The organism is Caballeronia sp. LZ033 (assembly GCF_031451265.1).
GTDB lineage: Bacteria > Pseudomonadota > Gammaproteobacteria > Burkholderiales > Burkholderiaceae > Caballeronia.
This window is the reverse complement of the sequence record NZ_JARUXQ010000003.1, coordinates 477,291-491,157: the sequence shown is the minus strand read 5'-3', so window position 1 is coordinate 491,157 and position 13,867 is coordinate 477,291. Positions and strand designations below refer to the sequence as shown.

Here is a 13,867-nt window from a genome sequence, read left to right as displayed (position 1 = left end):
AAAATTGCCGCAAAAGAAACTCGAGGTATTGAATGCAAAATCCCGATTTACCGTCATCCCATCTCGCCCAGTCGCTGCCCAGGGTCGAGCGTCTGCGCCTGCACGACACCGTTGTCGATCACTTGCGCGGCTTCATCGTCGAAGGCTTGCTCGCGCCTGGCGTCAAGCTCAATGAACGCAAGCTTTGCGAGACGCTGGGGATTTCGCGCACCCCCTTGCGCGAGGCGCTCAAGGTGCTGGCGGCCGAAGGCCTTATCGATATCTCGCCGAATCGCGGCGCGTCGGTATCGCAAATGAGCGAGCTGGAAATTCGCGAGATGTTCGAATTGATGAGCGGGCTCGAGGCGTTTTCAGGCGAACTGGCGTGCGAGCGCATCACGCCGCTCGAAATCGCGGAAATCAAGGCGCTGCACTATGCAATGCTCGCCTGCCGCGCGCAGAACGACCTCTCCGGCTATTACAGCCGCAATCAGGCCATCCACGACAGGATCAACGAAGCTGCGCGCAATACGGCCTTGCGCCAGACCTACGTATCGATCAACCGTCGCCTGATGGCGCTGCGCTTTCGCTCGAATTTCCAGACGCCCAAGTGGGACAGCGCCATTCACGATCATGAAGACATGATCGAGGCGCTCGAGACGCGCGACAGCAAGCGCATGGGCGAGATCCTGCGCCGGCACCTGCTTTCCAAGCGCGATGCGGTGCTGGCCGAACGCACGCTGACGACAGTGAAGGCGCCGGCGGCAAGGAAAAGAAAGTCGGCTGGAGACTAACGCGCGTCAGACCACACGAAGTAATGTAGCGTCCGCACCATAACGTCAGATGTAAGGTAGGATACGACCCGATTGGCCGTCAGAGCCTTCCATCGGGGATCAACTTGACCAGATTTCGAGCTGCGTGCATTGCACTCGGCGCGGTGCTTGCCGTCACAGCTTTCGCTACCTACCGATCGCCGGATTTCGAAGCGGCGCAAGCCGCAATGGACCGGCAGACTGTCGACTGCCTCAGCCGCAGTCTCACGCGCGACGAGAAATTCCGCCTCGCCCATCTCACCGCCGGCCATGACCGGGAAGGGATGCGTCCCATCTATACCGATGTCCTGTCGCGCTGCATCGTGCGTTCCGATCAGTGGGACCGCTGCCCGCAACTGATCATGAGTGCGCGCCAGCTGCTGTCCCAGGATGCGGAGTTCAAACAGCTCGTGAACGCGCAAACCCTGCAGCTTGCGCGCCGCCCGTAACGCACCTTCGCTATATCACCTGCCCTCTCAGGCCTGAAGACCGCTTCCCGCACCCGGCTGCACCAGGGCGCGGGTGTTGGCTTCGTGCGCGCGCAGCGCGGCGATTTCGTGCTGCGCATAGTGCGAGACGGGCGCTACGGCGGCAAGGGCGGCGGTCAAGAGGATGGCGGCGATGCTGATCGAGAAGGCGTTCATGACAAGCTCCTTTATCTTGCGTTGGCTGGATCGGGCTGCGGGTTGTGCTGCCTGTGAGAAGCATTGTCATCGCCGAGACTTAGCAGGGAATGAGTGCGCCGCTGCTTCATCCGCTTCCCGTGCAGGCCGGTCAGCCTGGCCGAAGGGGTTAAGATCGGCGTTCATTCGACCATCCGGCATCCTGCATTCAGAATGCATTCAACCATTGACGCACCGAGCGCCTCGCTCGAACTGCCCTTCAGGCGTCCGTTCGACTGGACCCGCATGTTGGGCTTCATCGGCGGGCGGGCGTCGGCGGGAGTGGAATCGGTCGATAACGGCGTCTATCGGCGGGCGATCGAATGGCGCGGCGACGAGGGTACGATCGAAGTCCGGCCGCATGCACGCAAACATCGTCTGGTCGTGACAGTGGAAGGCGCCGCGGCGCGCCATGCGCAGGAACTCGCGACGCCGCTATCCCGCATGTTCGACCTGCACGCCGACCCGCGCGAGATCGCTCGCTGCCTGTCCGCCGATCCGATCCTGGCGCCGCTCGTTGAAGCCGCGCCGGGCCTGCGCGTGCCGGGCGCATGGTCGGGCTTCGAATTGGTGGTGCGCACCATCGTCGGACAGCAGGTGAGCGTTAAAGGCGCTTCGACCATCATGAACCGCATCGTCCAGCGTGCGGGCAGGCCTATCGAAGGGCACCCGCACGAGGGTACCGCGTGGCGCTTTCCGACGCCGGCCGAACTCGCCGCAGCGGATCTCGACAAGATCGGCATGCCGACGAAGCGCGTCCAGGCCGTGCAGCACTTCGCCCTGGCCGTTGCTTCCGGCGCGCTGCCGCTCGACACACCCGGCGCCGATACCGCCCAACTGCAGCGCGATCTTCTCGCGATGCCCGGCATCGGACCCTGGACGGTCGGCTATGTCGCGATGCGCGCGTTGCGTGATCCCGATGCCTGGCCCGACGCCGACCTCGTGCTCATGCAGGCCATCGCCAGACGGGATCCGTCGCTCGTCAAACCCGCGCAGCAACGCGCTCGCACGGAACGCTGGCGGCCATGGCGCGCCTACGCGGCAATGCATCTGTGGAACGGCGTGGCGATCGCCACGGGACAGTCGCGCGGCGGTTGAATCTTGCATGCAGCATTGCGCACGCAAAATGCCAAGGCGCCGCGTCAGCCCGCGAATGCCCCACGCCCAAAGTCGTCCCCTTGTCATTGAAAATGAACTAATCTCCTTCGAGCATCGCGAACGCGGCCGGGGCATGCAGGCGACCCACCAGACCGGCCCATTCATGCCATACCACGCAGGGACACCAAGAAGCGCTGACGCAACGCCATCGGGAGACGCACATGAACGCCTCATCCCTCGACGCACAAGCCGGCTCTGGGAACGCATGGTCCGCCTCACCCCCTACTGAATCTGCGGCTGAAATGCCCATCGCACCACGCGTGCAGAAGATCGTGGTCGCGATTCACGGCATCGGCAACCAGTTGCACAGCGACACGGTGCGCTCGGTCGCCAGCCAGTTCGGTGCGCGCTACGATCCGCCGCTGCCCGTCATGCCCCTCGGCTACTTCGATATCGCCGGAGTCGGCGAAGTGGACGTGCGCCAGCTCGATCTTCCGGCGACCAGCCCCTACACGCCGGCGCAGCGCGACTTCTACTCGGCGCTGGGCTTCGCCGAGGTCTATTGGGCCGACATCCCGCGCGAAGTGGTCAAGCAGGACGACACGCTCGAGGAGAGCAAGGCCTGGGGCCTTTCCATCGTCAGCCGCGCGCAGGCGGCCTACATGCTCAACGTCGAAGAACGCAAGCTCGAGCCTGCCGACTTCTCGCTGGCCGCGGGCGTGGTGGAAGAAATCGTCGAGACCGTCGCAGTCATGCAGAGCCTGCTTGCCGTCGCGGAGAAAGCAGGCATCTTCAAGTTCGATCTCGCGCCGATGCTGCGCGACTACGTCGGCGACGTGCAGCTCGTCGCGGATTTCAAGCAGCATCGCGACACCATCGTCTTCCGTTTTCATCGCGTGATGGAACGACTCGTTGCGCTCGCCACCGAGCGTTGCCAATGCGCGCCCGAGGTCTATGTCGTCGCGCACAGCGAAGGCACCGTCATCAGCTTTCTCGGCATCCTGCAGGCGCTGTCCATGCCCACCGTGGCGGACCCGAAGGACGGCAAGCAGGTCATCAGCACCGACTGGGTGCAGAGCCTGCGCGGCTTCATGACCATCGGTTCGCCCATCGACAAGCACATCCTGCTCTGGCCCAAGCTATGGGAAGGCATGCAGCTGAGAAGCGAAGTGCAGGGCGATACGGTCACGCAGGTCGACCGTCCGGGCGGAGCGCTCACGCTGCCGGCGCCGATCAAGTGGCGCAACTATTACGATTACGGAGATCCCGTCGGCTTCGCGCTCGACACGGCGCGCGCGTTCCTGGATCACCGCGGCTGCCGCGCATTCGAGTTCGACGAACACGCCGACGACATCGGCTTCTCGCGCTATTGGCTGCCCGGCAAGGCGCATACCGATTACTGGACCGACTCCGAAGTCTTCGGCCACTTCATCGACAACGTCGTGCTCGGCGAGAAGACAGCAACTCCTCCGGGAGACAGGCGCGCACGCGGCTTCGTCAGCACGGCGATTCCCTATCTGCTCAGCTTCGCCCTGCATCTTCTGGCGGTGTTCTTCATCTACAAGGCCGTCACGGCCTCATCGGATTCGGGCGCGGGTTCCGCCAGCACGGCGCCCGAGTTCATTTATCTCACACGCTCGGTATTCGCCCTCGCCTGCCTGCTGATGGGCACCACGATCGCCGCGCGCATCCCACGGCTCGTGAAGGCACGCGGCACGCATCGCACGGGCGCATGGCTGCGATGGCGCATCGTCGCCCTCGCCGCATTCGCGGCCGGCGCGCTCCTCTTCTGGTTCGTGCTGGTGAGCGGCGTCGCCGCGTTCCTTGCAAGCCCGTTCGCTGACATCCTGCATCGCGATGTCGCGGATCCACTCGTCGGCAAAGCGGTCTTCGTGCTGGCCGGACTGGTCTGCGCGCTCAGCGGCTGGATAGCGCCGCGCAAACCGCATTGGGGACGGCGCATGCTCGTCGCGCTGGGCACGCTGATGATGGTGCTCATCGTCGGCGTGAGGCTATGGGGCGATCTGGCGGGCAAGCCACTGTGGCCCGTCGTGCTCGGCGGCCTGTTCTTCCTCTATGCGTGGTGGCTCGCCATCCTGATCTTCGATCTCGCCTTCGTCTGGCATCGCTACGTGCGCAACTCGGTGGCCCTCGACACGCTGCGGGCATGGCGCGAAGAACGGCGCGACGCACAGCCCAGGCCCATCATGTCGATGGGCTCCAGGCGACGCAGCGGTCCATGATCACGCATGCAGCACCAGCTTCTGCACGCGCCAGTTGAGCAACTCGGCAACGAACAACGTGTTCTCGGCGGGACATGCCATCTCGTGAATCCAGCCGAACTGCTTGAGCTGCTTGCCGGAGCGGCCGAGCACGCCGAGCAGCTTGCCGTCGAGCGACAGCTTGTAGATGCGGCCGGGGAACGCATCGGCGGAATAGAGCACCTGATTCGGACCCGGCGAGATGCAGATGGCCCAAGGCGATCCCGGCGCGAAGGTGCCTGCTGCAAGCGCCGCCTCATCGGGCATGTTGCCGATGGCCGGACGCGCATCCGGCGGCACCGGCACGTCGATGGTGAACTGCCGCTGGAAGTTGCCTTCGCCGTCGAAGACCTGGATGCGGCGATTGCTGCGGTCCGCGACATAGACCATGTTGTTCGCATCGACGGCAATGCTGTGCGGCGTATGAAACTGCCCCGGTCCCGTGCCGCGGTCGCCCCATGACTTGAGCCAGTTGCCGTCGCGATCCACTTTCGCCACGCGCGAATTGATGTAGCCGTCGCTGATGTAGGTGTTGCCCGAGGTATCCCATGCGACGTCCGTGACCTGGCGGAAGCGTCCCGGCTCCGAAGGCAAGGGCGGGTTCGGATGCTTGAGCGGCGCGGTCTCTTCGTCCGCGGCTTCCTGCTTGCGGCCGAAGACCATCGCCACACGCCCTTCCGGCGTGAACTTGATGATCATGTCCGAGCCCTTGTCCGTGACCCAGACGTTGTCCTGCCGGTCCACCTTCACGGTGTGCGCGAACGACCACGCATAGAGACGATGACCGATCTCGCGCACGAAGCGTCCATTGCGGTCGAACTCCAGCAATTGCGCAGCGGCCGCGCCGTAGGCCGGCCCGGTGCTGTTGCCGCGCGACAGCACGAACACATGACCCGCCGAATTGACCGCGACGCCCGAGCATTCGCCGAAGTACATGTCGCGCGGCAAGCGCACGGGATCGGGCACGGAGTCGTAGGGAATCGACGGCACGTCGTTATCGGCGTACGCGAGATGGGGGAACAGCGCGAGCGCCGCGGCGCCCTGACCCGCCAGCGCAAGAAAACGGCGGCGGCTTGCGCCAGCCGGATGAGTATCGCAACATGGGCAGTACATCGAATGCCGAAGACTCATTGTTACCCTCCTCCTGTTCGTCGCCTGCAATGAAGAACTGCAATGAAGAGACGGTGATGGCTGGCGTGGGCTGGCGTGCTTCGCGATGCTTCGGGAGTGTAGTGCAAGAGTTGCAGCGCGCGCACGCGAGCGCTTCCATTGCTTTCAATACTGAAAGGACGTCATGAACTCAAGCTTGCTGTTTCAGGTTCGTATCAGGCTCACGCCTGAATGCGCCGCGATGGCGCGTCAGGATCGCTTCGACGGCAAGCTTGCGCCGCTCGGCGCCCTGCTCGCGAAACATCATGCGACGTTGATCTGCCAGTACGACGCCTTCGCGGACTATGTGGCGCAGGCGGAGCGGGATGGCGTCGAAGGCTATCCGTTGTATCGATGGACGCGCGACACCATCGAAAATCCCGCGAAGAAGGCGAAGTACCTCGAAGCGTTCACCTTCTACGTGAACGGCGACGAGGTCTATGAGCAGGCCCTGGCCAATGCACTGGAAGCGGATCTCCACGCGCTAGCAAGCGAGGCGATCACGGAGATCCGCAAGTACGACACGAATCCCGCGAACAATCCGCAACCGCCTTCACAGGGCCAATAGGCGTGGCATTCAGTCCTTGCGGGCATCGAGCCATTCGACGATATTGCGCACCGTATCGCCATAGAACGTGCGATACAGCTCCTCCGACACATAACCGATATGCGGCGTCGCGAGCAGGTTGGGCAGCGAGCGCAGCGGATCGTCTGCGGCGAGCGGCTCCTGGTCGTACACGTCGATGGCCGCGCCCGCCAGACGCTTCGACTTCAGCGCATCGATCAGCGCCGCATTGTCGATGATCGGCCCACGCGATGTATTGACGATCCGGCTGGTCGGCTTCATCTGACCGAGCTCCGCCGCGCCGACGAGATGGTGCGTCCGTTCGCTCAGGCGCACATGAACCGAGAGCACGTCCGAGGTCTTGAAGAGCGTGTCCTTGTCGACGCGTTCGATACCCTTCTCCGCCGCGCGTTCGGCGGTGAGATTCTGGCTCCACGCGATCACGTTCATGCGAAACGCGCGGCCGATCACGCCGACCGCGGACCCTACACGTCCTAGCCCGAGCAGCCCGAGCGTCTTGCCGGCAAGCTCGGTGCCGAGACCGATCTGCCACCCGCCCTCTTTCAGCGAGCGGTTCTCGCCGGAAATGTCGCGCACCATGGCGAGGATCAGGGCCCAGGTGAACTCGATCGTCGGCGTGGACGAATAGCCCGTATGCCGCACTTCAACGCCGCGTTTCGCCGCGGCTTCCAGATCGATCGATGCGTTGGCCGAGCCGGTGGATGCGATCAGCTTGAGGTTAGGCAGATGCTCGATGATGTCGCGCGGGAACGGCGTGCGTTCGCGCATGGCGCAGATCACATCGAACGGTTGCAGTCGTTCGAGCAGCGCCTCGCGTTCGGCAATGTGATCGTTGAAGACGGTGATGTCGGCGCGCGGTTCGAGCGCGGACCAGCCGGCCATCGACCGGGCGAGGTTCTGATAATCGTCGAGCACCGCGACCTTGATGCGTGAAGAACTGGACATGATGAAGCCTTCGATTTTGTTGTGACGAATGCGCGGATCCGCGGCAGCCGCTAGTGTGACGCAAGCCGCGAAATCATGTCGGGACGCCTTGCGGCGGGCCGCTGCGACCGATGACATCGCGTGAAACAAGTCATCGCGGGACTTTCGACGAGGCTGCCTCTATAGTCCGTTCCGTCGCCACACGAAGCACAACGTGGCTCAGGCAACCGAGAGGAACATCCCGTGAATACCCGTTCGACTTTCGCATCAAACAGAAGTCTTCAGAAGCGCGGCATGCATACCCTGCTCGTTGCCGCCACCGCCGCAGCGCTCGCGCTGTGCAGCGGCTCCGCTTTCGCGGGCTGGGCACGCGGCGGCACCGCCTATACCGGGCGCGGCGAGTATCAGGGCGCGCATGTCGGTTCCTGCGGCGGCGGCGGCTGCTCGCATGCGGGCGGCGTCGAAAATCCCTGGGGCCGCACGGCCACCAACTCAGGCACGGTGACACGCACCGCGCCGGGACAGTTCAGCAACACGGGCACTGCATACGGCCCGAACGGCCGCTCCGTCCAGCATGCCGGCGACACGAGCTGCGCCGGCGGCAGCTGCACGCACACCGGCAGCGCGACCGGCCCGAACGGCAAGACCGCGACCGGCACCGATACCGTCACGCGCACCGCGCCGGGCCAATACAACTCGTCGGGCTCGGTGACGGGTCCGAACGGCAACACGTCGACACATACGGCATCGACCCAATGCGCGGGCTATACCTGCAACCGCTCCGGAACGGTCGATACGGCCAGCGGCGGCACCGTCACGCATGCGGGCAGCGCGACGAGCGTGGCGCCGGGCGTCGCGGTCACGTCGGGCAGCGCGACCGCTACGAACGGCGCGCATGTCACGACGGTATCGGGCGGCGGCACGGTCACCACGACGAGCGCGGCTGTCGTCACGGGGTCGGCTGCCGTGGTTGCCGCGCCCTTGATCGTGCCGCCGCCTCCGCCGCCGGCGACCGTGGTCGTGACGACGCCTCCCCCGCCGCCCCCCGCAGTCGTCGTGACGACGCCGCCGCCGGTCAAGACGGTGGTTGTAGCCCCGCCCCCGCCGCCGGTCAAGGTCATCTATGTCGCGCCGCGCCGTGCCATCTGGATTCCGGGCCACTATGCCGGCGCGGTGTGGGTGCCTGCGCACTGGGCATGACCGGCAGCCGCGAACCCATGGTTCGAACGCCCTTGCGCCGGCCCTGTCGCTTTGCCGGCACGAGGCGTTACACTGCGGATCAACGCCGCTTCCGGCAGAGGCACGCCATGCCCGATGTCTTCCCCGACGCCCAGGCAACCACGAGCACGCGCTCATGACGAGACATCGCATGAAGCGCCCTCATCTGCCCGACGATCACGTGAAAGGGGTCCTGCACGACGTCATCTGGACCGCGGGCCCCGTCGTGCTGGTCATTGCAATCATCTCCGCGCTGGTCTACTGGCTCGTCGATCCCGCGCCGCCCCGCACCATCACGATGAGCGCGGGCCAGCCCGACAGCTCGTTCTACGTCATCTCGAAGCAATACGCGGGCATCCTCGCGCGCAACGGCATCACGCTGAACGTACTGCCTTCGGACGGCTCCGTGCAGAACCTCGACCGCCTGCTCGATCCGCAACAGCATGTCGATCTCGCGCTCGTGCAAGGCGGCATCGCGACGAAGGAACAGGCGTCGAAGCTGGTCTCGCTCGGCAGCGTGTCGTATGTGCCGCTGGTGGTGTTCTATCGCGGCAAGGGGCTAAGCCTGCTGTCGCAACTGGAGGGCAAGCGGATTGCCATCGGCCGTGAAGGCAGCGGCACGCGCACGCTGTCGCTCAAGCTGCTCGCAGCAAACGGCATCTATCCGGGCGCCGGCACGCAGTTGCTCCCGACCGACGGCCTGGAGGCCGCCACGCAACTGGTCAGCAACGAAGCGGACGCCGTGCTGCTCTCCGGCGACTCCGCCACGCGCGACCTCATGCTGCGTCTGTTGCGCGTGCCCGGCGTCTCCGTGATGAACTTCACGGAAGCGCGCGCCTATACGCGCCTCTTCCCGTATCTGGACGACATCGAACTGCCGCCCGGCATACTCGACCTGGGCCGCCTCATTCCGCCCGAGACCGTGCATCTGGTGAGCCCGATGCTCGAACTGGTCGCGCGGCCGAGCCTGCATCCCGCGCTGTCCGATCTGCTCATCGAAGCCGCGCAGGAGGTCCACGGCACGGCAAGCTTGCTGCAACCCGCCGGGCAGTTTCCACGCGCCGTCGCGCACGAGTTTCCGATCAGCGAGGATGCCAGCCGCTACTACCGCTCGGGCAAGAGCTTCCTGTATCGCACGCTGCCGTTCTGGCTTGCGAACGTCGCGGACCGCGCGCTCGTGCTGCTGCTGCCGGTCGCGGTGCTGATCCTTCCGGCGCTGCGCATCGTGCCCTGGCTCTATCGCTGGCGCGTGCGTTCGCGCATCTATCGTTATTACGGCGCGCTGATCGCGGTGGAACGCGGCGCGATGAAGCTCGTCGACGAAAACGAAAGGCGTACGCTGCTCGTCGAACTCGACTACATCGAGGAGTCGCTCAACACGCTCAAGATGCCGCTCGCCCATGTCGATGCACTCTACGTACTGCGCGAACACATCGGCTTCGTGCGCGCGCGTCTCAGCGAAAGCCGGCGGCGTGCCGGTACAGCGCCGCTGCACGATCGCGCGACGGAGAGCCCGCGATGAGCCTGCGCGCATGGCTGGCCGCGCTGGCGCTGCTGCTGGGCGCTTGCGCCAGCCTGCCGCCGCAGGCGGGACGCATGCAGACGCAAGCCTTCACCGACACCGCCGGCACGTCCCTGGGCCGGGCGTTCTCGACGAGCGAACAAGCGCATCCGGGCGACAACGCCTTCCATCTGCTTCCCAACGGCATGGACGCGCTTATTGCCCGTGTGATCCTGAGCGAGCGCGCCGAACGTTCGCTCGACCTGCAGTACTACATCTGGCACGACGACCTGACCGGCCGCGAAATGGCGGCATCGATCATGCGGGCAGCGGATCGCGGCGTGCGCGTGCGTCTCCTGCTCGACGACCTCGGCACCAATGCCGACGACCGCTTCCTGCTCGCGCTCGCGTCGCATCCGAACATCCAGGTGCGGCTCTTCAATCCGGTGGCGAACCGCACCTTCAAGAAGCTCGGCTCGGCGATGGAATTCTTCCGCGTGAATCGCCGCATGCACAACAAGGCGCTCGTCGCCGACAACCAGGCGGCCATTCTCGGCGGCCGCAACATCGGCGATGAATACTTCGGCGCATCCAGCACGGTGTCGTTCGGCGATCTCGATGTGCTGGTGCATGGACCCGTGGTGCGTGACGTGTCGAAGGCATTCGATCTCTACTGGAATTCGGCGGCGGCCTATCCGATCGAACATCTCGTGGGCCGTCCCGCCGATCCCGACGCGCTGCGAAGCTATCGCGACAAACTGGATGCCTATCTGCTGGCGGAACGTCATTCGCCTTATGTCGCGCAAGTCCGGCAGCGCATGGCCGACGTGCTTCAGGCACACGATGAAGCCTTCTCTTGGGGCAAGGCCACGCTGCTCTATGACGATCCCGCGAAGATCACCCGCGCGCCCGGCGACAGCGAAGGGCATCTGATGTCGCAATTCAAGGCGCTGGACTTCGAGCCTGGCAAGGACGTGCTGATCGTGTCGCCGTATTTCGTGCCGCGCAGCGAAGGCGTGCAATGGCTGCGTTCGATGACCGCGCGCGGCGTGCACGTCACTGTGCTCACCAATTCGCTCGCGGCCACGGATGTGGCGGCGGTGCATGCGGGCTATCAGCGCTATCGCCGCGACATGCTCGAAGCCGGCGTGACGCTTTATGAACTCAAGCCCGTCACATCGAATAATGAAGACAAAATGCAAAAGCAGAGCACATTAGGTTCGTCCAAGGCTTCACTCCACGCGAAGACCTATGTGTTCGACCGGACGCGCATCTTCATCGGCTCGATGAATCTCGATCCGCGCTCCGTGCAGCTGAACACGGAAATCGGCGTGTATTGCGAGAGTGCGCAGGCCGCTACGGAAGTGGCGGACGGCATCGGCAAGCAGATCGACCGCCTGGCCTGGCGCGTCGAACTGCGCGACGACGGCGCCGGCCATCAGCGCATGGTATGGATCGACACCGCCGCCGACGGCACGACAACCGTGCTTGAAACGGAGCCCGATGTGTCCAAGCTGAAACGCGCGGGTATCTGGATGCTCGGGCTGCTGCCGATCGAATCGCAGCTATGAGCCGCGCGGTCTCGTTTCAACGCGCATGGATCATTTGAATCCCGACACTGCGTGCGGCACATACGGCGCTTCCAGCGCAGCGATCTCTTCCGCTGTGAGATTCAGCGACAAGGCCGCGACCGCATCGCCGATATGACCGGGCTTCGAGGCGCCGATGATCGGCGCGCTCACCGGCGCCTTCTGCGCGACCCATGCCAGCGCCACCTGCGCGCGCGGCACGCCGCGCTTCTGAGCCAGCGCCGCCACGGCTTCGACTACGGCGCGATCGGCTTCGTCGGTCTTGTACAGCGTGCTGCCGAAGGTGTCTGTTTCCTGACGCGCGCTGGTCGTGTCCCAGTCACGCGTGAGACGGCCGCGTGCGAGCGGGCTCCACGGCAGGACGCCGATGCCCTGGTCCTTGCACAGCGGAAGCATCTCGCGCTCTTCCTCGCGATAGAGCAGGTTCAGGTGATTCTGCATGGTCCTGAACTCGGTCCAGCCGTTCGCGCGTGAGGTATGGAGCGCCTTGCTGAACTGCCACGCATACATCGACGACGCGCCGATATAGCGCACCTTGCCCGCCTTCACGACATCGTGCAGCGCTTCAAGGGTTTCCTCGATCGGCGTCGCATAGTCCCAGCGATGGATCTGATACAGGTCGAGATAATCGGTACCCAGGCGCCGCAGACTGTTGTCGATCTCGTTGAAAATGGCCTTGCGCGACAAGCCCGCGCCATTCGGGCCGGGCCGCATGCGGTTGAACACCTTCGACGCAATCACGATGTCGTCCCGCTTCGTGAAGTCGCGCAGTGCGCGTCCCACGATTTCCTCAGATGTACCGTCGGAATAGACATTGGCGGTGTCGAAGAAGTTGATGCCTGCGTCCAGCGCTTCCTTGATGAGCGGACGGCTCTTCTCCTCGTCGAGCGACCACGGATGCGTGCCGCGTTCCGGCACGCCATAGGTCATGCAGCCGAGACAGAGCCGCGAGACGTCGAGGCCGGTCGTACCCAGTTTCACGTAATCCATCGTGCAAATCTCCTTGCGAAGCGAAAGGAACTGCGAGCGCGCATGCTCTTGCGCATGCTGCGAAACTTCGCACCTTATAACAATGCAGCGAATTGCGCTGCCCGGCATGTTTCAGAGTCACGTGAACCATCCGGACCATTTGCGCTGGAATACGCAGCCCCTGCTAACATGCCCTGCGTCGCATCATCCCGCCGAACGCTTTCATTCCCTTGACTGAACTGAAGAGGCTTCCCATGACGACACCCGCTGCTCAACCCATCTGGTTCATTACCGGCTGCTCGACCGGCTTCGGCCGCGATCTTGCCGCAAAGACCCTCGCGCTCGGCTATCCGACTGTCGTTACCGCGCGCAATCCGAAGACGCTCGAAGCATTCACCAAACAATACGGCGACCTCGCGCTCGTGCTCCAACTCGACGTCACCGTGCCCGAGCAGGTGCAGGCCGCGGTAACGGCGGCGACGGACAAGTTCGGGCGCATCGACGTGCTCGTGAACAACGCGGGCATCGGTTACTTCGGTTCGTTCGAAGAGAGCGACCTGAACGAAGTGCGCAAGATGGTGGACATCAACGTCTGGGGCCTGGTCGACATGACGCGCGCGGTGTTGCCGCAGATGCGCAAGCAGAAGCACGGCACCATCGTGAATGTCTCGTCGATTGGCGGCATCATCGCGTTCCCCGGCGTGAGCTTCTATCACGCGACGAAGTTCGCGGTGGAAGGCATGTCGGAATCGATGTCGCATGAGCTGGCGCCGCTCGGCATCAAGGTGCTGATCGTCGAGCCGGGTCCGTTCCGCACGGATTGGGCGGGACGCTCGGCGAACGAGGCGCCGCGCACGATCGCCGATTACGCCGGCACCGCGCAGGCGCGCACCGATACGATGCGTGGCTACAGCGGCAAGCAGCCGGGCGACCCGGTGCGCGCCGCCGAAGCGATCATCCAGGCCGTGGAAAGCAAGGACCCGCCACTGCGCCTGCTGCTCGGCAAGGCCGCGGTGACGAATGCGCGCGTGAAGATCGACGCCTTGCGCAAGGACTTCGACAGCTGGGAAGCGGTTTCCGTGGGCGCGGACTTTCCTGAAGGCGAGTAACGCAAGAGGC

13 protein-coding genes are annotated in these 13,867 nt (G+C 64.4%); 9 read left to right on the top strand and 4 right to left on the bottom strand.

Translation table 11 applies throughout. From position 1 onward, the window contains the following. The first annotated feature begins 32 nt into the window (after window positions 1–32). Both QCE62_RS23450 and QCE62_RS23445 read left to right on the top strand, forming a co-directional pair. Window positions 33–773 carry a GntR family transcriptional regulator gene (locus tag QCE62_RS23450; RefSeq protein ID WP_309923690.1) on the top strand — a complete coding sequence of 247 codons (741 nt, stop codon included), beginning with the start codon at window positions 33–35 and terminating at the stop codon, window positions 771–773. A 206-nt stretch (window positions 774–979) separates the two neighbouring features. Further along, window positions 980–1,240: a hypothetical protein gene (locus tag QCE62_RS23445; protein WP_309923687.1), complete on the top strand. Its 261-nt coding sequence runs from the start codon at window positions 980–982 to the stop codon at window positions 1,238–1,240. Window positions 1,241–1,267: 27 nt separating this feature from the next. Here the strand turns inward: QCE62_RS23445 and QCE62_RS23440 are convergent, their stop codons facing one another. Next, complete coding sequence (locus QCE62_RS23440; protein ID WP_309923685.1) at window positions 1,268–1,435, bottom strand: hypothetical protein; 168 nt, start codon at window positions 1,433–1,435, stop codon at window positions 1,268–1,270. 192 nt (window positions 1,436–1,627) lie between these two features. Here QCE62_RS23440 and QCE62_RS23435 point away from each other — a divergent pair, with 192 nt between their 5' ends. Together QCE62_RS23435 and QCE62_RS23430 are read left to right on the top strand one after the other, a co-directional pair. Then, window positions 1,628–2,551 (top strand): AlkA N-terminal domain-containing protein, encoded by a 924-nt coding sequence (locus QCE62_RS23435; RefSeq protein ID WP_309923683.1) that lies wholly within the window; start codon window positions 1,628–1,630, stop codon window positions 2,549–2,551. Window positions 2,552–2,853: 302 nt separating this feature from the next. Beyond that, window positions 2,854–4,794 (top strand): MFS transporter, encoded by a 1,941-nt coding sequence (locus QCE62_RS23430; RefSeq protein ID WP_309923681.1) that lies wholly within the window; start codon window positions 2,854–2,856, stop codon window positions 4,792–4,794. Here the strand turns inward: QCE62_RS23430 and QCE62_RS23425 are convergent, their stop codons facing one another. Further along, window positions 4,795–5,943, bottom strand: coding sequence for a peptidyl-alpha-hydroxyglycine alpha-amidating lyase family protein (locus QCE62_RS23425; RefSeq protein ID WP_309923679.1), 1,149 nt, complete (start codon window positions 5,941–5,943; stop codon window positions 4,795–4,797). 163 nt (window positions 5,944–6,106) lie between these two features. Between QCE62_RS23425 and QCE62_RS23420 the strand changes: the two genes are divergently transcribed. After that, window positions 6,107–6,529 carry a hypothetical protein gene (locus QCE62_RS23420; protein WP_309923677.1) on the top strand — a complete coding sequence of 141 codons (423 nt, stop codon included), beginning with the start codon at window positions 6,107–6,109 and terminating at the stop codon, window positions 6,527–6,529. Between the two features lie 9 nt (window positions 6,530–6,538). Here QCE62_RS23420 and QCE62_RS23415 read toward each other — a convergent pair whose 3' ends face one another. Then, on the bottom strand, window positions 6,539–7,492 hold the full coding sequence (locus tag QCE62_RS23415) for a D-2-hydroxyacid dehydrogenase family protein (RefSeq protein ID WP_309923675.1): 954 nt from the start codon (window positions 7,490–7,492) through the stop codon (window positions 6,539–6,541). 273 nt (window positions 7,493–7,765) lie between these two features. On the opposite strand from QCE62_RS23415, the gene QCE62_RS23410 reads away from it, so the two are divergent. The 3 genes from QCE62_RS23410 to QCE62_RS23400 all read left to right on the top strand — a co-directional run bounded on the left by QCE62_RS23410 (window position 7,766) and on the right by QCE62_RS23400 (window position 11,761). Then, window positions 7,766–8,671 (top strand): hypothetical protein, encoded by a 906-nt coding sequence (locus tag QCE62_RS23410; protein WP_309923673.1) that lies wholly within the window; start codon window positions 7,766–7,768, stop codon window positions 8,669–8,671. 169 nt (window positions 8,672–8,840) lie between these two features. Continuing rightward, window positions 8,841–10,211 carry a TAXI family TRAP transporter solute-binding subunit gene (locus QCE62_RS23405; protein ID WP_309923671.1) on the top strand — a complete coding sequence of 457 codons (1,371 nt, stop codon included), beginning with the start codon at window positions 8,841–8,843 and terminating at the stop codon, window positions 10,209–10,211. Further along, on the top strand, window positions 10,208–11,761 hold the full coding sequence (locus QCE62_RS23400) for a phospholipase D family protein (protein WP_309923669.1): 1,554 nt from the start codon (window positions 10,208–10,210) through the stop codon (window positions 11,759–11,761). The genes QCE62_RS23405 and QCE62_RS23400 overlap by 4 nt, the downstream gene beginning before the upstream one ends. A 30-nt stretch (window positions 11,762–11,791) precedes the next feature. On the opposite strand, the gene QCE62_RS23395 is transcribed toward QCE62_RS23400, so the two are convergent. Next, window positions 11,792–12,769 carry an aldo/keto reductase gene (locus QCE62_RS23395; protein WP_309923667.1) on the bottom strand — a complete coding sequence of 326 codons (978 nt, stop codon included), beginning with the start codon at window positions 12,767–12,769 and terminating at the stop codon, window positions 11,792–11,794. A 233-nt stretch (window positions 12,770–13,002) separates the two neighbouring features. Here QCE62_RS23395 and QCE62_RS23390 point away from each other — a divergent pair, with 233 nt between their 5' ends. Continuing rightward, the gene (locus QCE62_RS23390) at window positions 13,003–13,857 is read left to right on the top strand and encodes an oxidoreductase (protein WP_309923665.1); all 855 of its coding nucleotides are present in this window, start codon (window positions 13,003–13,005) and stop codon (window positions 13,855–13,857) included. The last annotated feature ends 10 nt before the right edge of the window (window positions 13,858–13,867 follow it).